The organism is Ruegeria sp. BC7 (genome assembly GCF_056539165.1).
On sequence record NZ_JBQFUL010000001.1, the window covers coordinates 200,962 to 222,977 of the forward strand.

21 protein-coding genes are annotated in these 22,016 nt (G+C 55.9%); 14 read left to right on the plus strand and 7 right to left on the minus strand.

Going from position 1 to position 22,016, the window contains the following annotated elements; all coding sequences use genetic code 11:
* Positions 1-65: 65 nt before the first annotated feature.
* The gene (locus ACR0KS_RS00825; RefSeq protein WP_480693085.1) at positions 66-530 is read right to left on the minus strand and encodes a GNAT family N-acetyltransferase; all 465 of its coding nucleotides are present in this window, start codon (positions 528-530) and stop codon (positions 66-68) included.
* A gap of 13 nt (positions 531-543) precedes the next feature.
* Positions 544-846 (minus strand): YjhX family toxin, encoded by a 303-nt coding sequence (locus tag ACR0KS_RS00830; RefSeq protein ID WP_480693086.1) that lies wholly within the window; start codon positions 844-846, stop codon positions 544-546.
* A 343-nt stretch (positions 847-1,189) separates the two neighbouring features.
* Here ACR0KS_RS00830 and ACR0KS_RS00835 point away from each other — a divergent pair, with 343 nt between their 5' ends.
* Complete coding sequence (locus ACR0KS_RS00835) at positions 1,190-1,597, plus strand: (R)-mandelonitrile lyase (protein ID WP_170567989.1); 408 nt, start codon at positions 1,190-1,192, stop codon at positions 1,595-1,597.
* A gap of 165 nt (positions 1,598-1,762) precedes the next feature.
* Here the strand turns inward: ACR0KS_RS00835 and ACR0KS_RS00840 are convergent, their stop codons facing one another.
* The 4 genes from ACR0KS_RS00840 to ACR0KS_RS00855 all read right to left on the minus strand — a co-directional run bounded on the left by ACR0KS_RS00840 (position 1,763) and on the right by ACR0KS_RS00855 (position 5,331).
* A complete protein-coding gene (locus ACR0KS_RS00840) occupies positions 1,763-1,975 on the minus strand; it encodes a eukaryotic translation initiation factor eIF-2-beta/eIF-5 family protein (RefSeq protein ID WP_170567990.1) in 213 nt (70 codons plus the stop codon).
* A 19-nt stretch (positions 1,976-1,994) separates the two neighbouring features.
* Positions 1,995-2,297, minus strand: a complete 303-nt coding sequence (locus tag ACR0KS_RS00845) for a hypothetical protein (protein ID WP_170567991.1) — start codon at positions 2,295-2,297, stop codon at positions 1,995-1,997.
* A 162-nt stretch (positions 2,298-2,459) separates the two neighbouring features.
* Positions 2,460-2,615, minus strand: coding sequence for a nucleotidyl cyclase domain-containing protein (locus tag ACR0KS_RS00850; protein WP_170567992.1), 156 nt, complete (start codon positions 2,613-2,615; stop codon positions 2,460-2,462).
* Between the two features lie 343 nt (positions 2,616-2,958).
* Entirely contained in the window at positions 2,959-5,331 is a 2,373-nt protein-coding gene (locus ACR0KS_RS00855; protein ID WP_480693087.1) for an autotransporter family protein, read from the minus strand.
* Positions 5,332-5,461: 130 nt separating this feature from the next.
* On the opposite strand from ACR0KS_RS00855, the gene ACR0KS_RS00860 reads away from it, so the two are divergent.
* Complete coding sequence (locus tag ACR0KS_RS00860; RefSeq protein ID WP_170561665.1) at positions 5,462-6,031, plus strand: hypothetical protein; 570 nt, start codon at positions 5,462-5,464, stop codon at positions 6,029-6,031.
* 625 nt (positions 6,032-6,656) lie between these two features.
* On the opposite strand, the gene ACR0KS_RS00865 is transcribed toward ACR0KS_RS00860, so the two are convergent.
* A complete protein-coding gene (locus ACR0KS_RS00865) occupies positions 6,657-7,310 on the minus strand; it encodes a GntR family transcriptional regulator (RefSeq protein ID WP_170328650.1) in 654 nt (217 codons plus the stop codon).
* Positions 7,311-7,518: 208 nt separating this feature from the next.
* On the opposite strand from ACR0KS_RS00865, the gene ACR0KS_RS00870 reads away from it, so the two are divergent.
* The 12 genes from ACR0KS_RS00870 (at position 7,519) to ACR0KS_RS00925 (ending at position 21,587) form a co-directional block, all read left to right on the plus strand.
* Positions 7,519-8,601, plus strand: a complete 1,083-nt coding sequence (locus ACR0KS_RS00870; RefSeq protein WP_170561669.1) for a Gfo/Idh/MocA family protein — start codon at positions 7,519-7,521, stop codon at positions 8,599-8,601.
* A 97-nt stretch (positions 8,602-8,698) separates the two neighbouring features.
* Positions 8,699-9,709, plus strand: a complete 1,011-nt coding sequence (dctP, locus tag ACR0KS_RS00875) for a TRAP transporter substrate-binding protein DctP (RefSeq protein WP_170561672.1) — start codon at positions 8,699-8,701, stop codon at positions 9,707-9,709.
* A 30-nt stretch (positions 9,710-9,739) separates the two neighbouring features.
* Entirely contained in the window at positions 9,740-10,315 is a 576-nt protein-coding gene (locus ACR0KS_RS00880; protein WP_170561675.1) for a TRAP transporter small permease subunit, read from the plus strand.
* A complete protein-coding gene (locus tag ACR0KS_RS00885) occupies positions 10,312-11,607 on the plus strand; it encodes a TRAP transporter large permease (protein WP_170328647.1) in 1,296 nt (431 codons plus the stop codon). Before ACR0KS_RS00880 ends, ACR0KS_RS00885 begins: the two co-directional genes overlap by 4 nt.
* Positions 11,607-13,499, plus strand: a complete 1,893-nt coding sequence (locus ACR0KS_RS00890) for a TIM barrel protein (RefSeq protein ID WP_170561677.1) — start codon at positions 11,607-11,609, stop codon at positions 13,497-13,499. Before ACR0KS_RS00885 ends, ACR0KS_RS00890 begins: the two co-directional genes overlap by 1 nt.
* The gene (locus ACR0KS_RS00895) at positions 13,496-14,323 is read left to right on the plus strand and encodes a citryl-CoA lyase (protein ID WP_480693088.1); all 828 of its coding nucleotides are present in this window, start codon (positions 13,496-13,498) and stop codon (positions 14,321-14,323) included. Before ACR0KS_RS00890 ends, ACR0KS_RS00895 begins: the two co-directional genes overlap by 4 nt.
* Entirely contained in the window at positions 14,310-15,500 is a 1,191-nt protein-coding gene (locus ACR0KS_RS00900; RefSeq protein ID WP_170561680.1) for a Gfo/Idh/MocA family protein, read from the plus strand. The genes ACR0KS_RS00895 and ACR0KS_RS00900 overlap by 14 nt, the downstream gene beginning before the upstream one ends.
* Positions 15,490-16,164, plus strand: a complete 675-nt coding sequence (locus tag ACR0KS_RS00905; RefSeq protein ID WP_170561683.1) for a hypothetical protein — start codon at positions 15,490-15,492, stop codon at positions 16,162-16,164. The genes ACR0KS_RS00900 and ACR0KS_RS00905 overlap by 11 nt, the downstream gene beginning before the upstream one ends.
* Positions 16,157-17,347: a Gfo/Idh/MocA family protein gene (locus ACR0KS_RS00910; protein WP_170561687.1), complete on the plus strand. Its 1,191-nt coding sequence runs from the start codon at positions 16,157-16,159 to the stop codon at positions 17,345-17,347. The genes ACR0KS_RS00905 and ACR0KS_RS00910 overlap by 8 nt, the downstream gene beginning before the upstream one ends.
* Before the next feature lie 154 nt (positions 17,348-17,501).
* Positions 17,502-18,416 (plus strand): sugar phosphate isomerase/epimerase family protein, encoded by a 915-nt coding sequence (locus tag ACR0KS_RS00915; protein WP_170561690.1) that lies wholly within the window; start codon positions 17,502-17,504, stop codon positions 18,414-18,416.
* Positions 18,397-19,806: an aldehyde dehydrogenase family protein gene (locus ACR0KS_RS00920; RefSeq protein ID WP_170561693.1), complete on the plus strand. Its 1,410-nt coding sequence runs from the start codon at positions 18,397-18,399 to the stop codon at positions 19,804-19,806. Before ACR0KS_RS00915 ends, ACR0KS_RS00920 begins: the two co-directional genes overlap by 20 nt.
* Positions 19,806-21,587 carry a thiamine pyrophosphate-binding protein gene (locus ACR0KS_RS00925; protein ID WP_170561696.1) on the plus strand — a complete coding sequence of 594 codons (1,782 nt, stop codon included), beginning with the start codon at positions 19,806-19,808 and terminating at the stop codon, positions 21,585-21,587. The genes ACR0KS_RS00920 and ACR0KS_RS00925 overlap by 1 nt, the downstream gene beginning before the upstream one ends.
* Positions 21,588-22,016 lie beyond the last annotated feature (429 nt).

Consider the following 22,016-nt stretch of genomic DNA (forward strand, 5'->3'; position numbering starts at 1 on the left):
TGCATCGTAGCGAACGTAGGCAGTGGGGCGCCCCCCGCCACAAGGATGGCGGAGGTCTGTGCTGTCTAGAGGGCTTTTCGGAAGATCACTTTGTCATCACCTTCAGCCCAGAAGTCGCGGATACGTGCTTCTTCTTCATAGCCATTCTGAGCGTGGAACTTGCGCGTCAATGCGAAGTCATCTGTACCAGACGTTTCTACGATCAAGATGCGTTGGCCCTTGTCTATTAGGCGCTGCTCGGCTGCGCGAACCAACGCCGCCCCCAACCCTTTGCCTTGCAAGTCTGGGCGCACCGCGAGGGCGAGCATGTTCCAAGTGCCATCGGCAAGGTCTTCTGGAGCCGTGTAGCACAGGCCGGCAGCTTCTCCGTTGATGTGGCAAGTCAGCCAAAAGGCTTCGGATTCTCCCGCCAAGTAAGAGGTCAGCATATCCGCAAGCATCTCGCTTGGAAAAAGCTCTGTCCCATCCAGCACGGCCCGAAGCCCCGCAATGTCATCGGTCGAAGTTGCTTTGATGATTGGGTTTGTCATTTTTTGTATGTCCCTATCGGTTGTCGTACTGAGGGTTCACGGAACGAATGCCGAGCCTAGTGGCGCGATAGGGTCGTCCGTTTTCAGATTTGATGAACCGCCGTTTCTTCAGACGGTTGAAAAGCTTCAACGAGCAATCAGCCAAAACATGGCCGTCGCGTGTAAAGCAGGAAACTGCGCGCACTTTGCCGTTCGTCATGCGCTCAAAGTGGATGGCTCCACCTTGTGCCAGAACGTGCAAAACACGCTGTTCGTGTTTTGAGATATTCAATAGATTGTCTCTTGGTCTTATGTCAGCCGAAAAGGCATCCGGCATCTCGCGCGGAAGTCTTTTGGTTCAGGTTGGTCCAATCAGGTGGACCTTAGCGGCGGGCCGCAATCGTAGACATAAAATCTCCATCGCTCTGCGTCGGTGCAGCGCGTAGCCGGGAATTAGTGCGATAAATACCATTTGGCAAGCGGACATCTGGAAAATCAATGCAAAAGGCAGCAAAGTCCGCAACTCGGAGGTAAATCCTGTCTAAACCGATGTCCGGTTCCAGTCGCTTTCTGGGCATTCGACAATGGTGCTCAGACGGCCACGTCGACCCGGCGCGCTTCTGGGTTTGAAATTGGAATTCTGTTAAGTCCCAATAAGCAGCGCAATGAAGGAGCACATCATGGAGATTCACCGCGCCGGGGACCGGCCCTCTCAATTTCCCGGCAATGAGTATTTCACCGGCACGGTCCGCTTTGATCCCGTTGTGACGGGGAGTGATCCCTCGCCGGTCAAGATCCTTACGGTGACCTTTGAGCCCGGCGCACGGACAGCGTGGCACACGCACCCTGCCGGTCAAACGCTGCATGTTTTGTCAGGCTTAGGCTTGGCTGGTTCTGAGGGGCAGCCAGTACAGGTGTTGCGCCCTGGCGATACAGTGTGGTTCGCGCCAGGAGAGCGGCATTGGCACGGCGCGTCGCCGGACTGTGCGATGACCCATCTGGCTGTGCAGACCTCTGTCGAGGGCAAGACTGCGGATTGGATGGAGCATGTCTCAGACGAGGATTACAGCGCAGCCCGCGCAGAATGAAGCGCATGAGCCCTGCCGGGCAAGTTGCAGCAGATTAACCCCTTCTAAGCCCATTCAAAGGGGGGCGGATTTTCCTATCGCGCAGGTGCGGCCATCGTTTCGTCCCTGATAGGCCCGCACAGCGCGTTTTCACTCTTCTGGATTTCAGCCCCCTTAGCCGCCCATTTACCCAGCAAAATCCCAGCGCTGCAGAACGTCTCTCGCCCGTGCCATTTTCTGCGCGTTGGCCACAACCTCATGTGCTCCGTCGCGCATCTCCTCATCTAGCAGGTAAGGCTCCTCGTACCCACATGCATTGCAGGCAGCTTTCTCGCCCGAAATCAACGTATCCGGCGAGCCGCATTCCGGGCATCGTGCCTGGACGTCATCGTTGAACATATCGCGACCTCTCCTTCGTTTATCGATTGCCAGAACCGGGTCCGCCCGCCAGCATTGCTGATTGGCGCATCCGCTTGAACTCGTCTGGGGTGACGGTTCCGCTGCTGACTTCGATACCTTTTGGAATCCGCGCTCTTTTATGTCCGATCGCGCGAACGCTGCCCCTTGTGATCTCCAGACAGGTCGACTCGTAGCATGTCAGCCCGCTTGAGTTGATTTGGATGGCGGTCTGACCGTTCGCGTCAGTGACCAATGGGGCCTGGGTAGGAGGGCTGCACGCTGAAACCAGCAACGCGAACCCAAAATAAATCCATCTGTTCATACGAAATTCCCCTTTTTCTCTAAAATAGGCTGGCAGCTGTTCAGTCAAATCTGTCGGGTGATAGTTTCGAGCGCATAGAAGACGCTTACGAAATATCATCGCATAACCGCACCGAGTCCAAAGCAGCTCTTGCCAATGCTTGTTGACCTACCCGCCACTGTCCTAGGTCATTCGAAAAACTTCGAACGGTTCGCGGATACCCTTGAGCGTGACCTCTCCTGCGGAAACCAACGGGAATTCGTCTTCCACGGCGATCGCCGCGCGGGCGCTGAGCAGTATCTCGCCGTCCTCGGCCTTATCGCAGAGACGTGCCGCCAAGTTGATCGCAGTGCCCGAGGCGGTGTAGATCTGATCGATCTTCGTACCCGACCATTCCTACGGTTGCATATCCGAGCGACACGCCGACACCGAACCCAAGTCTATGACCAAACCCCTGACGAGAACGCCGAGGGCAGACAGGTACTTCATGGATCAAACGCCTGCAGTTGCTTCATTATTTAGATGCAGGGGTTCTCTCGGTTTCTGGGGCGGACTTTCAGATTAGCTGCGGGAATGACCGGGTTGCAGGCAAAACCGGCGTCCACGAGGCCAATTGAAAAATGTCCTGACAATGGTGGTCGACCAGCTTCATGCCTAAAGGAAAAACAACTGTACTGCCTAATCAGAACCGAACGCTTAAGTTTGCACCGAGGCCATGTTCTTGGCCGTTGGAACGAACTGAATAGCCATATCCTGCGGTTAGTCTGGCCAGCTCAGATATTTGATAGCCCAGTCCCAGACCAAGAACGAAGCCATTTGCCCCTCGGTTTTGTCCGACTTGCGTGAATGTCCCAAATATCGGGCTCGTTACAGTGATTTCGTGCTCACTGTCCTTGTTGGCAAAGAAGTCATATTCATACCGGGCAAAGGCAATTGGGGTTAGCAAACCATTCTCTGTCAAGACGTCCTGTTGATAGTCAACTCCAATGGACGCGACCAGAGACTCTGCGTTCGCTTTATCAATGGAATAGTTGAAATCGCCACCGCCGGTTTCCGTGCCTGAGCTTTGTTGGATACGCCCGTAGTTCAATCCAAAAACCGTAGAAACCCTAGCACCACTGTCCAGGCTAAACAGCTTCCGTGCCTGGATGCCGGCGTGGATTCCCTCTTGGTCCAAATCTGACTTTGCTTCGCCGCCCGTAAAGCCATCAACAGAAGGGTTTCGCCGCTTGGCGTCGGTTTCACCGAACATGTAACCGATCAGCCCGGAAAACTCCCATGTTCCGGTTGTCGTACGCCCATAGACGCCCACGTGATAGCTGTCGGTCGAAAAGTCCTGATCGACTTGATCGTGCTCATCCATGGAGGATGTCCCGAAGCCTGCATATACGCCGACCACACCTCGATCCGTACTTGCGACATCCGCTCCGACCAAAATGGTCCCGAGCGAATAGTCGAATGTCCCAAGGCCGTTACTTCCATCAACGTCCCCGCTCACATAGGCCGTGTCGATCCACCAGCGCCGATCAGAGCAATCTATTGCGCCACTCGGTCTCTGGGCCGAGTCGATGTCGCCTGATGCAACGGGTTGATCGTCATTACCGAAGCCGACCGCTTGATACTTGCGGCAGTCAGCGTGACTTAGCACTGTGTTGGTTATCAGGTCTAATTGCTCCAGCCCAACGGTCAGGTTCGAGGAATAGGGTTCGGCGTGCACACGGTTAAACCCAGCCAAGCCTGAATTGGTAAGCGTGTTAACGGCATTGCCCAAGGTTGAGCCATTGGTCAGACCGGTTCCAGGTGACATGTTTGTGGTGTTGGCCACCGCGCCAGCGAGATTGCTGGCATTTGGCGACTTGGTGACTACTGGGTTCTGGGGCAAGCTTGTGACCGGTTGAGCGGTGAATGCAATATCAATCTGACCATCTGTGGTCGGCGTGTTGGCTATCGTCAGATTGGACAACGCTGGAAGAGATCCTCCTGCAACGAGCGTCGGTGAGTCCCCATCAAAACTCGCGGCTTGAAATACCGTGTAGTTGTTGCCGGTTGCATAGTCCTGCGCTGTCAGGCCGGGGCGAGCAGCTTCGACTTGTATAGTCGCGCGGTCAATTCCCGTCACCGGCCCGCTGGATGACACCAAGTCAGCTTTCTGCCCAGCCGTCGGATCGACTTCAGCTAAGAGCCTTGATCCCGTTTCAAAGGCAATGCCGCCGCTATTGTTGAGTGTACCAATTGAAAAGCCCGGCGAAAGCACCCCTCCGTTCTTAACTGTAAAGTTGAATGCGTTCACAGTACCCGTTCCGGCCAGCGTGCCAAAATTCTCAAAGTTTACGGTGTTCAAACTGCTTGCCGCATCAAGCCGAACGGTTGTACCGGCGGCTATCGCCATATCGCTGGTCGAAGAAATCGAACTATTCGTCAGCTTGAAATCAGAGGCCTCAGCAACCCGGGTCTGAATATTATATGCCCCGAAGACTACTTCGGTGGCTCCCATAACGGTCAGGTTGTCATAGGTTAGCGGGCGGTCTGACTGGAAGTAAACTTCAGTGGGGTCGATATTCGCGCCGTTGAATGGCGCAAACGTCATGGATCGGCCGGAACCAATCGACGTTCCGATGAGGTTCACTCGAAGCTTCCCGTTGATGTTTTTTGCCAAGGCTTCTCGCGAAACAAAGTCTCCGCTACCTGCTGCGACATCAACATTCAGAAGCGTCAAAACTGAAGCATTACTTGGAACAGTGTTTTGGCCGGGAACATACAACTCAATTTCACCTGAGGACGTGATTGAGGAGTTGCCAATTGTAAGTCCTGTAATTGGCCCGTTTGGGATCGGGAGGCACGTGCGTTCCGTCGTTGAGATTGTTTGATTAACGCGAGTGCTTTCAGATCCAGAAGCGTACTCTATCCGGGGAGAACCTAGTTCTACGCAGGCCTGTGAGCTTTGGGCTTGTGCGTCATCCGCCCACAACACAAAAGCCAAGGCTCCCAGCGTTAAAATCATGAAGACTAAACGCAGAGAGTAAGGTTCTGCAGGTGCCGAGCCTATTCTTTCCATCCGATTGCTCCCCTATCCTCGTTTGAGTCCCGGTGAACGCCTTCTGAGAAAGTATAAGAGCTTTCACCAAATTGATTTGCGCGAGCAAAGTACATCGTTTTCCTGCAAGGCGCGCTCATCCACGGGGGAGATGTATTTCACCGTCAAATTTGATGTGACTTTCCGGTTGAAGAATGATCGCATTCCGGAGTTTTTGACCTCAGAGATCACCGTTAAGTCTGCGATTGAGGACGTCATTGTGCAGGAGGCACAGGACATCTCAGAAGCGTTTGAGATTGAAAACGATCGTGGCTATCAAGCGCAGCTTAAAGAGGTTCTGGACCCGCGGTTCGGCGGCAGCCAGCTCGTGCAACAGTTTGATCTGGTGCGCGTGGGAATTCGCGCGCATGTGCCAGAGGATGTCCGAGCGGAAACCGAAATGCTGCAGAAGATCAAGAACCTTGATCAGCGCATTGTGACTGCGGAAGCTGACGGCAACAAAGAGGAAGCAAACCGGCTTCGCGATGCCCGCAATGCGTGGGCGGAAGCCTCGCAAGTCCGCGCGCAGCACTCCATCGGCAATGCAACCCTCGCGCTTGAAATGCAGAAGGTCAAAAATCAGTTGATCGATCTGGATATTCGCGTCTATGTTTGGCCTGCTGGGTGTCCCACAACAGGAAGTTGTACGTCCCACGGGGTGCCGTCTCAGGCAAGTCTTTAAATCTGCTTAACAAATCGAAATGCCCCTGACACTGTCTAGCCTTCAGTTTCTGTGGCAGAGATTTGGTGTTTATTGGTTTTGGCTTTTGAAACTGGGCCAAATTGAGCGAGGAATTTGGGGCACATCTCTCGCGACATTGGAAGGAGTTTGCCGATGACGAAAACGATCTAGCGATGACCAGACTGCATACTCGCTGAATTAATCGCAGCGAATTCACTATTTGTCGGCAGTCAGTGAATTCGCCTTGAAGTAGATTTCGCTCTCGTGTTCGTCGTCAGGGATTTTGGGACAGATGGCCGTCTGAGCTAACAGAGGATCTGGCTCATCTTGTTGTTGTGATGACGTGGCGGATTTGCGGTGAAGCAAGCGTCGCGTTTCGAGGGTCTTTCGATTGGTGCTTTGGCGCTTCTCCGAAGGAATATCGTCGGCAGTACGTTGCGGCGGCGCGGGAGTAATTTGTGCCCTTTTGAAGTGACTGCTTTGGGTTCGAACCAGACCTTCGATGCGGCTGGCGCAAATGGCCGCTTTGGGCCGCTCCCAAACGTCTCGGATTAAATGTAGAATTTTGAGATATTCCCTGCCAAATCGACCTGAAGACGTCGAAGCACGCAATCAGCATGCCACCCTACATAGCCTCCAACGTGTGGGTGAGGCCGTTTCGGATGTGATCTTCCAACAGTTTCTTGGCCGTGTCGGCGTCTCTGGCCAGTGCGGCATCGAACATGCCCTTGTGCTCCTTGACGGCCTCTTCGCCGCGATAGGTCAGCACGAGCATCTGATACCGCAGGTATTTGTCGTAGATGATCGAGTGCAGAGACAGAAGGTTCTTGGAGTTGCAGGCCGCGATCATCGCCTGGTGAAACTCCCAATCATATCGTTTCCAGGTTTCTTTCTCGGACTCGTCGCCCTTGAGAAGCTGCTGTTCCATCAGGTGCAGCTTGTGGTGTGCGGCAACAAGGTTGCCTTCCCAGTCCGTGTCGCCATTCGCAATGGACAACTCCAACGCGTGGCATTCCAACAGAACGCGCAGCTCTGAAATCTCGGTCAGGTCTTCTCGTGAAACGGGCGTGACCAGGAAACCCCGTTGCTCGGGAGCTTCGACAAATCCGTCGCTGGCGAGCCTGTTTAGCGTTTCACGAAGTGTCGAAAGGCTTGCCGAGTAGCGTTCCTTCAAGGCGTCCAGCTTCAGTTTGGAGCCGGGCTGCAGCTCCCCGAAGATGATGTCCCGCTTGATGCGCTGATAGGTGCTTGCACCTATCGTAGACGGCTGTTTCGCCATGCGTTTCACCCGATATTATTAGTTTCCTCGTTTGATTAGCATTTTTCAGAGACATCAGCAATCCAAACTGATGTATGGTAAAAATAAAAATATCATACATTATTGCGGAATCGCGAAAACCCCAATACGGTCGTGGCCAAGTTGGGCAAAGCAGCCCGATCGCAATCATCGGTTTCGGGATTTTCCGGACCCTCCGGAAGGAAGCAAAGTGTCTAAGAACTTTCGCATTGCCATTGTCGGCGTTGGTCTTGTTGGACGCCGCCACGCAGACGCTATCCGAGCGTTGCGCCATGTTGATCTGGTTGCGGTAGTCGACCCCAGCGATGAAGGTCGTGCTTACGCCGTTGAGCACGGGGTCGCATGTTACGAGACCCTCGACGAAATGTTTGCAAATCAGACGCCGGACGGAGCTGTTCTTGCGACCCCAACTACGCTTCATGTCGAACAAGGCCTCACGTGTGTTCGACAGGGTTGTCCCGTTCTTGTCGAAAAACCGATCGCCGTAGAAGCCACCGCTGCACTTGAGCTTGTTCAAGCAGCGGAGAAGGCCAATGTGCCACTGATGGTCGGGCATCATCGTCGGCACAATCCTCTAATCCGGTCGGCTAAGGAAGCCATTGTCGATGGAAAGATTGGAGATGTGCGCGCTGTCCATGCGAATTGCTGGTTCTATAAGCCAGACGAGTACTTTGACGCTGCGCCCTGGAGAAAGAAACCCGGTGCAGGGCCCATCTCGGTCAATCTGGTCCACGACGTCGATCTTTTGCGGTATTTGGCCGGAGAAGTTGTGACCGTGCAGGCTCAGTCGGCTGCATCGCAGCGGGGTTACGACAACGAGGATGTTGCCGGTGCTCTGTTGACGTTTGAAAGCGGGGCGATAGGGACCATAAGTGTGTCCGACAGCATCGTCGCTCCGTGGAGCTGGGAGATGACGTCTCAGGAATACCCAATCTATCCTTCAACAACCGAGAGCAGCTATATGATAGGTGGCTCTCATGGTTCGCTGTCCGTTCCCGATCTTCGATTGTGGAGTTACCAGAGCGAGCAAAGAGACTGGTGGGCGCCAATCTCATCGACCGCGCTGAAGAAGGGTGCGTCTGACCCCCTGGTCAATCAGCTTAGGCACTTTGTTGAAGTAGCTCGGCACAAAGCAGAGCCGATTGTGTCTGGATGGGAAGGTTTCAGAACGCTTCAAGTTATTGAAGCTATTCAGAATTCCTGCAGAACAGGTGAGACGGTCAGGATCAAAAACTTGCAAAAGGCACCAAAGGTAAACATTACCGCAGTATAAAATATCAGATATTTTGTAAAAAATCTTGCAAAATGTCCAAAATAGGTCAAAACTCAGAATCGGAAAAATGCATCATGATGTCTCAGGGAGGAGCAAAGTGATTACCAAACTTACCCGCCGGGCTGCTGTATCAGCCCTGGTCGCAACCGGTGTTCTGTTTAGCGCAACAAGTGGTGTGCTGGCGGAAGGCAAAGTGCAACTTCGCCTCGCAACATCAGGATCGGAGACCGATCAGCGCTCGGTCGCCATGGCCGAGGTTTTCGCACCCATGGTCGCTGATTTCGCAAGCTACGAGCCCAGCTATAACGGAACCATCTTCGCCCAAGGCACCGAATTGGACGCCATCAGCCGGGGTAACCTGGAAATGTCGATCACCTCGGCGCAGGAACTGGCACAGTTCTTCCCCGAGTTTTCGATCTTTACCGCAGGCTATGTCCACCAGGACGCCGCGCATCAGGTGGCTGTCTTCAACGATCCCTTGATGGATGCCTTCAAGCAAAAGGCCGAAGAAGAGCTGGGCGTCAAGCTGCTGTCGGTCATGTATCTGGGCCGTCGTCAGGTGAACCTGCGCCAACCCAAGGATGAACTGACCGTCAGCACTCCGGCTGATTTGGAGGGTGTGAATCTGCGGATGCCGGGCACAGATGCGTGGCAGTTCCTTGGCAAAGCGCTGGGTGCCGCCCCGACACCAATGGCGTTCTCAGAGGTTTACACAGCTCTGTCGACAGGTGCCGTTGACGGTCAGGACAACCCATTGCCGACCGTGGTTGATGCCAAGTTTTACGAAGTGACCAATCAGATCATCCTGACATCCCACTTGGTCGACTTGAACTATATCGCCATCGGCAAAGAAGTTTGGGACGGGCTGACACCAGAACAGCAAGCCAAGGTTCAGGAAGCTGCGGATGCAGCGGCTGAATCCGGTCGCCAGAAGCAGCTTCAGAAAGAAGAAGATCTTGTCAGCTTCCTGAAAGAGCAAGGCATGGAGATCTACGAACCCGATCTCGCTGCGTTCCGCGATCAGGTACAGTCTATGTATCTGGACAGCGAGTTCGCAGGCTCATGGCCCGAAGGCGTTCTGGATCAGATCAACGCTCTGGGCAACTGAGCCCAGCAAGACAAGGGAGGGAGAACCATAATGAAAGCCTTTATCAAGGGGTTCTCCCGACTGACCGAAGCGATTGCCGGCGGGATGCTGGCGGCAATCTTCCTGATCTTCCTTCTACAAATTCTTCTGCGGTACTTCTTTACCCCCGCCGGATGGACGCTTGAACTGATTGGCATCCTCTGGGTCTGGGTGATCTTCTTTAGTTGTGCCTTCATCGTGCGCGAACGGGATCACGTGAAGTTCGACATCATCTACCTTTCGGTGCCGATGCGCGTGCGGCAGGTCTTTGCGATGCTGGCGGCCGCAGCAATCGTGGTTGGGATGCTCTACAGCTTCCTGCCGACGTGGGACTACATCGATTGGATGAAAATCCGCAAGACATCGACTGTCCGCAACCCGTTCTCGGGCGAGAAGATTCCACTGCGCACCGTGTTTTCGATCTATGCGGCATTCATGCTGGTCGTCGCAGCGCGGTATGGGTGGCTATTCTTCGACGTCATGCGCAATGGCCCACCAAAAACAGAGCTGGAACTGGTCGTTGGGTACAACGTTGTTGACGACCATCCCCGTGTCGACGTCGAAGAGGACGAGGAAGTTAAGAAATGAGTTTTGAACTTCTTTCCTGCCTGCTCGCTCTCTTTCTTCTGGCAGGCATCGGGACACCTATCGGCTATTCCATCCTTTTGGCCTCGTTAGTGTATCTGGGCACGGCCGGATTGGACGTCGCCCTCGCAGGTGAGAAGATCCTGCAAGGCTTCTACAAAAGCACGATCCTGCTTGCCGTGCCGTTGTTCATCGTCGCCGCGAATATCATGAATGCTGGTTCGATCACGGACCGTCTGCTGAACTTCTGCGTAGCCGCTGTTGGTCGGTTCAAGGGCGGCCTCGGGCACGTCAACGTGGTAGCGTCCCTGATCTTTTCCGGTATGTCCGGCTCGGCTGTCGCGGATGCCGCAGGGATCGGCAAGATCATCATTGAGATGATGACCAAGGATGGCCGCTACAGCCGAGGTTACGCAGCCGCAATCACAGCGGCGTCGGCGACGATTGGCCCAATCATTCCGCCCTCGATCCCGATGGTTTTGTACGCGCTCGTTTCCAAGGCCTCTATCGGCTCTCTGTTCTTGGCGGGGATTCTTCCGGGCCTGATCATGGGCGTCGTCCTCATGGCGATGAACTACTATCTGGCCGGAAAGCGGAACTTTGCATTGGAAGAACCAGTTCCGTTGCGTGAATTGCCGGCTAAAACCGCCAACGCGTTCCCGGCACTGCTGATGCCCGCAATCCTGCTCTACGGCATATATGGCGGCGTCACCACTCCGACCGAGGCTGCAGCCGTGGCTGCATTCTACGCTCTGCTATTGGCAGCGTTATTCTACCGCGCGCTGACCTTCCGTGGCCTTTATCAAGTGTTCGTCGACAGCGCGCGCTCTTCCGCAGCGGTCGGGGTGGTCATTGGGGGCGCGTTCATTCTGAACTTCATCGTTATTCAGGAGCAGATCCCGCAGTCTATCTCGGCGCTGCTGGAGGGTTCTGATGTCAGCCCGATTGTGTTCCTGATCCTCGTAAACCTGCTGATCCTCGCGCTGGGTTGCGTGTTGGATGCGACGACGATCATTCTGGTGATCGTGCCGCTGTTCATTCCAACCTGCGAAGCGCTTGGGATTGATCTGGTGCATTTCGGAGTGCTGGTCGTCGTGAACTCGATGATTGGCCTGATCACGCCGCCCTATGGCATTCTACTCTTTGTGATCAACGCCGTGACGGACATTCCGCTGCGTGAAATCATCTCGGAAATCTGGGCCTTCCTCGCAGTTCTCATCTTCGCCTTGGTGATCATGATGCTGATGCCTGATCTGGTCCTGTGGTTGCCGCGTATGTTTGGATATCAGGGATAATGTGCCTCTCGGTTTCGACAACGTCGATCCCCGGTGATCTGGCCGAAAAGCTGAGAGCTATCGCTGACGCGGGATTCGGGGGTGTCGAATTACACGAACCGGATTTGACCGCTTTTGACGGGCCGCCGTCACAAGTTCGGAACATTGCTTCAGAACTCGGCCTGAAGATTTGCTTGCTGCAACCTTTCCATAACCTTGAAGGCCAGTCTGGCAGCGGACGGGAGAGCACCTTTGATCGACTGAGACGCAAACTCGACCTGATGAATGATCTGGGCACGGACCTGCTGCTCATCGGGTCCGCTTTCGAGGTAGATGTCGCCGCGACCGAAGAACAGGTCATCGCAGATCTTGGCGAGGCGGCCCAGATCGCGAAGGAGATGGGTTTGCGTCTGGCCTATATGGGCTTGCCGTGGTCCAACCTCATCCCCTCGGATGAGCAGGCGCTACGCGTCGTTGAAGCAATCGACAGCCCTCATCTGGGGCTGGCCTTGAATTCCTTCTTCTCGCTTGCCGACGGGTCCAAACCAGCCCGCCTTCGGGACATTCCCGGCGAGCGGCTGTTCCATGTGCAACTGTCCGATGCACCCCGGCTTGAGATGGATATACGTCGGCTCAAACGGCACTTTGGGCTTCTGCCGGGGCTTGGATCGCTGAACCTTGCGGGCTTTGTGCGCGTGCTTGCCCGCGCCGGGTACAAGGGGCCTTGGTCCATTGCGCGCGTCAACGAAGCAGCTCCTCAACCCGGTGGCCGAACACTGGCCCGAGATAGCTACAGGTCGCTGGTGAACCTGTTAGATGAGGTATCACGGACCGAGCCGGGAATCGATTTCGGCATCCCGGACTTACCGGAACGCGTCTATGCGTCAGGCTTTGAGTTCGTCGAATTTTCAGCCGACGAAACAAGCGGCGCGCAACTGGCAGACATGCTGTCAGCAATGTGTTTTCGAATGGAGCGAAAACACGTCACCAAGTCCGTCGAGCTGTGGCGGCAGGGCGCGATAAACATCGTCGTGAACACCGAAAAGGAAGGTTTTGCCCATTCGGCTTTCCTGGGCCACGGCCCCTCCGTTTGTGACATGGGGTTGCGTGTCAAAGATGCGGATCAGACGGTTCAGCGAGCGACCGCGTTGGGCGCGCCGAATTTCTCGCAGCCGGTAGGGACCGGGGAACTGGATATCCCGGCCATCCGAGGTGTTGGTGGCAACGTCGTTCATTTCATAGATGAGAAATCCGATCTGCATCGGGTATGGGATATCGAGTTCGAGCCAGTCGCCAAGACCAAAGCGATCCAGCCCGCCGGTCTGCGCCGTATCGACCATCTGGCGCAGACGATGCGCCATGATGAGATGCAAAGCTGGCTGCTCTACTACATTTCGACTTTTGAGATGGCAAAGTCTCCTATCGTGAACGTCGCCGACCCGTCCGGCGTCGTGCAAAGCCAGGCCATTGAAAGCCCCGAGGGCGAAGTGCGCCTGAACCTGAACGGGGCCGTTGGGCGCCGAACACTGGCGGCGTCATTCCTTGAAGATGGCTTTGGGGCCGGTGTTCAGCACATCGCCTTCCAGTCGGATGATATTTTTGAAACGTCGGATCAGCTGCGGAAGTCCGGGTTTCCCAGCCTGACGATTCCGGAAAACTACTATGCTGATTTGCAAGCGACTTTCGGGTTGGATGACGAATTGGTCGCCCGGATGCGCCGGGGCAACATCCTTTACGACCGGGCAGCGGGTGCCGAGTATTTTCAGATATACAGCCGCCCCATCTTTAATGGCTTCTTCTTTGAAATTGTTGAACGCCGCATGGGCTATGCCGGGTATGGCGCGCGCAACGCGCCCATTCGCCTCGCCGCACAAAGCAAAACACAAGCGGTGAAAGAGGTGGAGACTCAATGACCGCACAGATGACAAGCGATGAGCGGGCCGTTCGCCAATGGTGGCGTACCTCTATCATCGACATGAAACCCGGAAAGATCGCTTTTCGCGGCCATCCTATTGAGGACCTGATCGGGAACGTATCATTCCCGCAGATGATCTGGCTGATGGTGCGGGGTGATCTGCCCAGCGATGCGCAAGCGCGCCTGTTCGAGTCTGCTTTGGTCGCAGGCGTGGATCACGGCCCGCAGGCCCCCTCGATTGCGGCTGCGCGAATGGCCGCGACCTGCGGGGTAGGTCTCAATAATGCGATGGCGACTGCGGTGAACATGCTGGGCGATGTGCATGGTGGCGCAGGGGAGCAGTGCGCAGAGCTGTACTATGATATCGCGGCTCGCATGGATGCGGGAGCTTCGCTGAATGACGCTGTTCGGGATGGCTTGGACAGTTGGCGCGAGACCTATGGCAAGATTGTCTCGGGCTTTGGTCACAGGTTCCACAAACCCGTCGATCCACGCGCACCACGATTGATGCAACTTGTTCGTGATGCGGCGGCAGAAGGCACAGTTTCTGGCCGGTTTGCCGATATCGGAGAAGAGGTTCAAGCCGAACTCGGTCGTCAACGCGGCGGTCGGCCAATTGCCATGAATATCGATGGCGCGACAGCTGTGATCTTCTGCGAACTTGGCTTTCCTGCGCCCTTGTCGCGAGGGCTGTTCTGCCTGTCCCGCTCGGTCGGAATACTCGCCCACGCTTGGGAGCAGATGGGGCAGGGCGGTCGGAACAAAGGGCCGATGCCCCCGAATTACTTACCTCTCTACGAAGACAGGAATGATGACACGTGAGACATCGAAATCCTTCCGGGTCGGCCTTATCGGCTGTGGTCGTATCAGCGATATCTATCTAAAAACGCTATCCAAATTCTCAAACGTCGAGGTCGCGGCCTGTGCAAGCCTTGATCCTTCTGAAAGCCGCGCCAAGGCGGATCAATACGGAATCGCCAAGGCCTGCACGCCAGATGAAGTGTTTGACGATCCGACGATTGACTGCGTTCTGAACCTGACAATTCCGGCGGCGCATGCCGAAATCAGCCTGCGCGCGTTGGAGGCGGGCAAGCACGTCTATTCCGAGAAGCCGCTGGTTATGAATCGAACGGATGGTAAGGCGATCCTGCACATGGCGCCTGAAAAGGGGTTACTGGTCGGTTGCGCGCCCGACACATTTCTGGGCGGTCGCTGGCAGACCGTTCGGCGCTTGATCGACGAGGGTGCCATTGGCAAACCGACAGGGGTTTTTGCCCATGTCGGCACCCACGGGACGGAACGCCACCATCCCAACCCGGATTTCTACTATAAGGCGGGTGGTGGGCCATTGCTGGACCTTGGGCCGTACTACCTGACCGCCATGGTTTGCTGCCTTGGTCCGGTTGACCGGGTCGCGGGAATGGCTCGGCGCACATTCGACAAACGAATGATTGAAAACGGTCCGCGCAACGGTGAATGGATGAATGTCGAGGTCGACACGCACTCCTTAAGCCTGCTGCAGTTCTCATCCGGAGCTATAGGGTCGATGACCATGAGCTTCGACGTCTGGGACAGCGAAACTCCGCGGTTCGAGATCTACGGTGAAAACGGCACTATCAGCATTCCTGATCCTGACCCGGTTCATGGTGCCAATATCTTTCAAGGGGATGTCTGGCTGAAAACGCGGGAGACCTCGCGCTGGTCTCATCAGCCTCGTCCAACCGGTCGCGAAGACTGGCAGGTGGTCGAAAACAAACATGGGTTTAATGAAGACAGCCGCGGGCTCGGCCTGTTGGACCTCGCGCTGGCGGCACAAGATGGGCGCCAACCCCGAGCGAGTGGAGCGCTTGCCTACCACGTTTTCGAGGTCATGGACGCAATCGAGCGGGCACCGAAATTTGGCGCCTATCAGACGATAGAAAGCCGTTGCGCGGCCCCGGAGCTTTTGCCGGTCGATTTCCTTAACGATGAGAGGAAGGAGCTGGACCATGCCGATTGAGACGCTCGACTTTGCTCAGCCATTCTTTCGCGTCCAGCACATCAGTGATGAAGACAGAATATCTGTCGAGGGTCGCGCCATCGTCCTTAACCTTGGGGGAAGGGGACTCTCTGTCGAGGATCAGACCATTGCACCGCTTTCTTCCGTGATCGTGCAAGACAGCACGCTTAGCGGCGTGGAACGCGCAGTCATTGTCCACGGTTTCGACGCCCATGCCGATGAGAACGAGCTGTTCGCATGGGTGAAAGATACATGGCCATCTGCTTTTGATGTCCGCCAAGAGGAGCGTCTGCGCGGTGTCAGCCACTACATGTCCCCAAAGGTCTTTGTGGGTAATGTTGGACTGACCATGTACCATTCCGGTTCAGTTCCGCTGAATGTCGGATTGCACAAAGATCATCCCTTCTGCCCGGTGCCGGGATTTCGCGAAGTGCATACGCAAATCGTAGGCTTTGGCAAAATGCAGCAATGCCGCGAACGGGACGTTGAAACCCTTTACCTCGAAGAATTCATGGCCCCTGGCGCGACGCACAAACCAATGTATGACGCCGAAGGCAACTATCCCTGGCATCAATACGAGACGATTACCCCCAGCATTTTCATGGCGGTTGAAATGCTGCCCGAGGGCTTACGGGTCTCGGAAATGGAGGTTCAGAATGGCTGAGAGACTTTTACCCGAAGACCTGAACTTTGACGGACCTTTCCCCCGGTTGTCTCGCCGTTTGCGGCTGGGCGTTGTTGGCGGTGGACGGATCTCTGTCACGCAGGCAACGGCTGCGCGGATGACCGACCGGTGGGAGGTCACCGCAGGCGCGCTCAGTTCTGATGCTGCGCGCAGCAAGGCGCGTGGGGGCGAGTGGTATCTGCCAGCAGACAGGTGCTATGCGTCATTCGACGAGATGGCGCAGGCAGAGGCGGCGCGCCCGGATGGCGTAGATGCGGTGATGATCACCACCCCGAACCACGTTCATTTCGACGCGGCCAAAGCTTTTCTGGACGCAGGCATTGACGTGCTGTGCGACAAGCCCCTGACCAACGAAGTTTCCGAAGCCGAGGGGCTTGAGGAGATCGTCGCGCGCACGGGACAGGTCTTTGCTGTCGGCTATGCGATGTCGTGTTTTCCGGTCATCCGTCAGGCCAAACAAATCGTGGCGGAAGGCGGTGTCGGTAAAATCAACCAAATCCACGTCGAGTTCATGCAAGACTGGATGACGCCCGAAGATGTGGCTGATGCGCCCCACGTCAAATGGCGGCTGGACCCAAAGATTTCTGGTCCGGCCAGCTGTGTCGGCGATATTGGCACCCATGCCGCGCATCTCGCCAGTTTTGTCTCGGGCCTGCCCTTGACCGATCTACGGGCCGAGTTTCATGTCTGCGGCGCGCCAAAGCCTTTGGAAGACACAGCTTTCATGTTCACCCGATATCAAAACGAGGTTCCGGGAACCCTAATGGCGACACGCCTTGCCCCGGGAAATCGGGGTGGGTTGCGGTTGCGCATTTTCGGGAGCGAAGGAGGTCTCGAGTGGGACCTGGAGAACTCTGAGCAGCTGAAATTCAATCGGTTTGGTGAGCCGGATCGTATCATTAGCCGAGGTCACGGGCATGGCATCGGCCCCGGCGCAGAACGTCTGATCCGTACCGCGCGCGGCTTCCCCGAAGGGATTATTGAAGCCTGGGCCAACCTCTATACGGAATTTGCCATGGCCGTAGCCGCGCGTCGGGATGGCGTTACCGTTCCGGCCGATTGGCTTGCCTATCCCAGTGTCAATCAAGGCGCAGGCGGTGTCCGATTCATTGACGCCTCCGTGCGCTCTCACCAGTCCGGAGGCGACTGGGTCACTCTCTAAGTCTCTGCCAACACGAATGTAAAACATGCCCGGGCAGTTGCCCGGGCGCTTTCATTTCCTGTCCAGCATTAAAAGTTGATATTTTTAAAAATATCAGATATTTTTTACTACGTGTGATGAAATTGAGATTCGCGGACATGTGGAGCTGTCGTTCATGGTGAAACCCGAAGAGGCTGGCGCAAGCCCCTCTCTCTATTCCTTGGCGCATCTGACGCTGATTGGCTGTACGCCGCCCGAGCTGGTCTATATCGCCGCGCGGGCCGGTTACGATGCCGTCAGCCCTCGATTCATTCCGATGCATGTGCCTGGAGAGTTCACCCAGTCCCCGATCGACAAGGCTCAGGTGCAGGCTACCAAAACTGCGCTTTCAACAACCGGTCTGAAAGTCCTCGATGTCGAACTTGCGCGCATCACAGAAGATGTCGATCCGCGCAGTTTTGAGCCGTCGCTGGAGATCGGCGGGGAACTTGGCGCCAAGCGTATGATCATGAGCGCGTGGACCAATACCCGCGATGATCGTGACTTCCTGATCGACGTCTATTCCGAGACTTGCGAACTGGCGGCGCCCTACGGGCTAACAGTGGACCTGGAGTTCCCAAGTTTTTCCCGCCTTCGTACTCTGGATGAGGCACTGGACATTGTCCGCGCCTCTGATCAGCCGAATGGCGGAATTCTGGTCGATACGCTTTATTTGCACCTCAGCCGCGTGGATTTGGGAGAGTTGCTACACGTCCCCTCGGAGTTGTTTCACTTCCTGCATATCTCTGATTGCCTGCCCGGTATCGCCGATACGCGTGAGGGCATGATCCAACTGGCGCGTGATGCGCGGCTATATCCCGGTGAGGGATGGATCGATTTCACCGGCATTATCGAACGGATGCCGCCCGTCGATTATTCCATCGAACTGCCCAACCAAAGCCGCGTTGCCGAGTTGGGATATGAAGAACACGCGCGTCGCTGTCTCAGCCACGCCAAGCGAACATTCGGCGCGGCGCGATCTCAGCGTCGCATGCCCGATGCAGCAATTCCAAAACACCAAGAGGATCATCATGGGCAAAGAGCTCACTGAAAACGACCGACAACTCGCGGCCGATATGCTGGCACGCGCCCGCGCTGCCATGGCCGAGATCGAGGATTGGGATCAGGACAGGCTGGACCGCCTGTCTCAGGCCATTGCATGGTACGCAGGGAATGAGAAAACCTTCACCCGTCTGGCCCAGCAAGGCGTGGACGAGAGCGGTATCGGAGATCGCGAAGGGCGTCCTGCGAAGCGATTTAAGATTCACATGGTGCTGCGAGATGTTTTGCGCACTCCGTCGACCGGTATCGTCGAGGTTGATGAGGAAAAAGGTCTGGTGAAATATGCCAAACCTGCCGGTGTGATCGCCTCCCTGATCCCGATGACCAACCCGGCAATGACGCCACCGGTGACCGGTGTTTCCGCCGCAAACGCCCGGAATGCGGTCATCTTCAGTCCGCACCCGCGAACCGCCCATACCACCTTTGAGATGGTTGAGGTCATGCGCGCAGCTTGTCGGGCTGCCGGTGCCCCCGAGGACTTGTTTCAGTCCATTCGCAAACCGTCGATCCCATTGACGCAGCACCTCATGGAGATTTGTGACCTGACTCTGGCAACAGGTGGCAAGCCGATGGTCAAAGCGGCCTACAGTTCTGGGCGCCCGGCCTATGGCGTCGGCGCGGGCAATTCTTCCATCGTCATCGATGAAACCGCCGATCTGGAAATCGCCGCGCAGAACACACGTATTTCAAAGACGTCTGACTTTGGGTCCGGCTGCTCGGCCGACGGCAACATCATCATCCAGCGCTCGGTTTACGACGATATGGTGAAGGCGCTTCAAGCCGAGGGCGGCTACCTGTGTTCGGATGAAGAGAAGGCCATGCTCGAAGCGGCTATGTGGGACGAAAAGGGAAACCGCACGTTCCCGACCATCGCCTGTCCGCCGCAGCAAACGGCCAAAGTCGCCGGTTTTGGCATCCCCGAAGATCGCAGGTTTCTGATGGTTGAAAATCAGGGGCAAATCGGGCCGCAGCATAAGTTCTCCAAGGAAAAACTGACCACTCTGATGGCGCTTTATCACTTCGACACGTTCGATGATGCGCTGGAAACGGTCAGCCAGATCTACAACACCGGGGGCAAAGGCCATTCCTGCGGCATCTACAGCCACAATGACGATCACATCGACCGGTTGGCGCGTCTGGCTCCGGTCAGCCGTATGATGGTGCGACAGCCTCAGTCCAAGGCCAATGCGGGTGCCTGGACCAATGGCATGCCTATGACCAGCAGCCTGGGCTGCGGCATCTGGGGCGGCAACATCACCAACGAAAACGTCACCATGAAGCACATGATGAACTACACTTGGGTCAGCCGTCCGATACCCGAGGATCGCCCCTCGGAGCCGGACCTGTTTGGTGAGTTTTACGGACAGGAGGTCGCGTGATGGACGCAAGCAAACTGGACGGTAAAACCGTCGCCGAACACATCGTCGACTTCCTCGAACGCCGTGAGGTCAAACATGTGTTCGGCCTGTGCGGCCACACGAACATCGCGGTTCTGGCTGCTTTGGCCGAAAGTCCAATTGATTTCGTCACAGTACGACACGAACAAATCGCCAGCCACGCGGCGGACGCTTATGCGCGCGTGACGGGCAGGGCCTCGGTGGTGCTGTCCCACCTCTCCCCGGGACTGACCAATTGCGCCACCGGGGTCGCTAACGCCGCACTGGACTGTATCCCTATGGTGGTGATCGCGGGCGATATTCCGACCCATTACTACGGTAAACACCCGCATCAGGAGGTGAACCTGCACGCGGACGCTGCCCAATGGGAGATTTATCGCCCCTTTGTCAAACGTGCATGGCGCGTAGATCGGGCAGACCTGATGGCCGAGATTCTGGAAAAGGCGTTTCATCTCGCTGAAAGCGGCCAGCCCGGGCCGGTACTGGTCAATGTCCCCATGGACATCTTTTCCGAGGTGATCCCCTCGGACAGTTTCGACCGTATCCGCGACAACACGCGCGCGCTCAAGAAACCGTCGATTGACGACGAGACTGCGCGAGAGATTGTCGAAGCGCTGGCAAAAGCCGAAAACCCAGTCGCTTATGTCGGAGGTGGTATTCTCCTGGCGCAAGCCAGCGAGGAGTTGCGAGAATTTGTTGAACATATGGGCCTTCCAGTCGCGCATTCCCTGATGGGGAAAGGCGCGTTGCGGGACGACCATCCGCTTGTGCTGGGGATGACTGGGTTTTGGGGCACCGAATTGGTCAACCAGTCCTGCTTGAATGCGGACTACATCTTTGCCGTAGGCACTCGGTTCAAAGAGGCTGATTGTTCAAGTTGGTACCCTGGCTACACGTTCAACATTCCCGGATCGAAGGTCATTCACATCGACATCGAACCGCAGGAGATTGGTCGGAACTATCCCACCGAGATCGGAGTCGTTGCTGACGCCAAGGCCGCCTTGCGCGTTCTGACCCGCGTTGCCCGCGAGATGTATCCGGAGGGTTTCAAACGCCCCGCTCTGGAACAGAAGATCGCCGACTTCCGAACGGATTTCAAAGCGCACAACTTGGAAATGGCGACCTCAGCAGCCTTTCCGATGATGCCCGAGCGTATTCTGGCGGATACCCGCAAGGCGCTGCCTGAGGATGCCATCATCACCACGGACGTTGGGTGGAACAAGAACGGTGTCGGACAGCAATTCGATATTCTGACCCCCGGTTCGATCCTGACTCCGGGCGGGTTCGCGACGATGGGTTTTGGCCCGCCAGGAGCGATCGGTGCAAAACTGGCAGCACCTGATCGAGTCGTACTAAGTTTGGTTGGCGATGGTGGATTCGGTCAAAACCCGTCGATGCTCGCAACGGCCGTCGAGCTTGATCTGGGTATCATCTGGTTGGTTATGAACAACAACGCCTTCGGAACGATCGCCGGCCTTCAAAAAGCGCATTACGGTTTGACCTACGGAACCACATTCCCCGGATCAGCCGCTGCACCTGCAAACGGACCGGGCTATGCCGACATAGCGCGAGCCTACGGTGCGGAAGGGCACAAACTCAGCGCTGCCGACGAATTGTTGCCCGCATTGGAAGCGGCAATCGCCAGTGGCAAGCCAACCGTGCTCGATGTGCCAATGATCAACAACCCAACACCAACGACCGGACATTGGAACATCTTGGACATATACTCGCCGGACAAAGAGATATCTCACGTCGCGACCTGACGAAACTGGGCGCGTTCAGACGCGCCCAGTTTCTTGTGCCAATGCACATCCGTGCTCGAGCAAATACCCGTCTTAGTGTTGCAAAGATAGCCATGGCATCCCGAAGGTTAGTCACGGTCTGACATCAAGTGGCGTTGGCTGAAAGAAAACCAGAGGCGAACCTCTTCATTGAACATGTCTATCCAAATTCTGCGGAAAAACATCGTATTTTTGCTGACCCAGCGCACATGCAATGGATCACTACATGGACTGTTGTGCCAGTTAGGCATCCTGATGAACTGGCTGGGGTGGTAGGAATGCCCCCTAAATCGCCCCAGTTTCTTCTGCTTCGCCAAAAAGCCCATAACAATCATCGGTTGGCAAGGATTCCTACCACCCCAGCCAGTTCATCAGAACATGGATAGACAGCAGGCACTTGGGGCTAAACTC

What these genes read in the sequence shown, in the direction of transcription:
- ACR0KS_RS00865 (WP_170328650.1), bottom strand. Translation starts at nt 7,310, where the DNA reads ATGGCGAAACAGCCGTCTACGATAGGTGCAAGCACCTATCAGCGCATC.
- ACR0KS_RS00825 (WP_480693085.1), bottom strand. Translation starts at nt 530, where the DNA reads ATGACAAACCCAATCATCAAAGCAACTTCGACCGATGACATTGCGGGG.
- ACR0KS_RS00835 (WP_170567989.1), top strand. Translation starts at nt 1,190, where the DNA reads ATGGAGATTCACCGCGCCGGGGACCGGCCCTCTCAATTTCCCGGCAAT.
- ACR0KS_RS00890 (WP_170561677.1), top strand. Translation starts at nt 11,607, where the DNA reads ATGTGCCTCTCGGTTTCGACAACGTCGATCCCCGGTGATCTGGCCGAA.
- ACR0KS_RS00895 (WP_480693088.1), top strand. Translation starts at nt 13,496, where the DNA reads ATGACCGCACAGATGACAAGCGATGAGCGGGCCGTTCGCCAATGGTGG.
- ACR0KS_RS00915 (WP_170561690.1), top strand. Translation starts at nt 17,502, where the DNA reads ATGGTGAAACCCGAAGAGGCTGGCGCAAGCCCCTCTCTCTATTCCTTG.
- ACR0KS_RS00910 (WP_170561687.1), top strand. Translation starts at nt 16,157, where the DNA reads ATGGCTGAGAGACTTTTACCCGAAGACCTGAACTTTGACGGACCTTTC.
- ACR0KS_RS00900 (WP_170561680.1), top strand. Translation starts at nt 14,310, where the DNA reads ATGATGACACGTGAGACATCGAAATCCTTCCGGGTCGGCCTTATCGGC.
- ACR0KS_RS00840 (WP_170567990.1), bottom strand. Translation starts at nt 1,975, where the DNA reads ATGTTCAACGATGACGTCCAGGCACGATGCCCGGAATGCGGCTCGCCG.
- ACR0KS_RS00855 (WP_480693087.1), bottom strand. Translation starts at nt 5,331, where the DNA reads ATGGAAAGAATAGGCTCGGCACCTGCAGAACCTTACTCTCTGCGTTTA.
- ACR0KS_RS00845 (WP_170567991.1), bottom strand. Translation starts at nt 2,297, where the DNA reads ATGAACAGATGGATTTATTTTGGGTTCGCGTTGCTGGTTTCAGCGTGC.
- ACR0KS_RS00925 (WP_170561696.1), top strand. Translation starts at nt 19,806, where the DNA reads ATGGACGCAAGCAAACTGGACGGTAAAACCGTCGCCGAACACATCGTC.
- ACR0KS_RS00920 (WP_170561693.1), top strand. Translation starts at nt 18,397, where the DNA reads ATGGGCAAAGAGCTCACTGAAAACGACCGACAACTCGCGGCCGATATG.
- ACR0KS_RS00885 (WP_170328647.1), top strand. Translation starts at nt 10,312, where the DNA reads ATGAGTTTTGAACTTCTTTCCTGCCTGCTCGCTCTCTTTCTTCTGGCA.
- ACR0KS_RS00830 (WP_480693086.1), bottom strand. Translation starts at nt 846, where the DNA reads ATGCCGGATGCCTTTTCGGCTGACATAAGACCAAGAGACAATCTATTG.
- ACR0KS_RS00880 (WP_170561675.1), top strand. Translation starts at nt 9,740, where the DNA reads ATGAAAGCCTTTATCAAGGGGTTCTCCCGACTGACCGAAGCGATTGCC.
- ACR0KS_RS00905 (WP_170561683.1), top strand. Translation starts at nt 15,490, where the DNA reads ATGCCGATTGAGACGCTCGACTTTGCTCAGCCATTCTTTCGCGTCCAG.
- ACR0KS_RS00860 (WP_170561665.1), top strand. Translation starts at nt 5,462, where the DNA reads ATGTATTTCACCGTCAAATTTGATGTGACTTTCCGGTTGAAGAATGAT.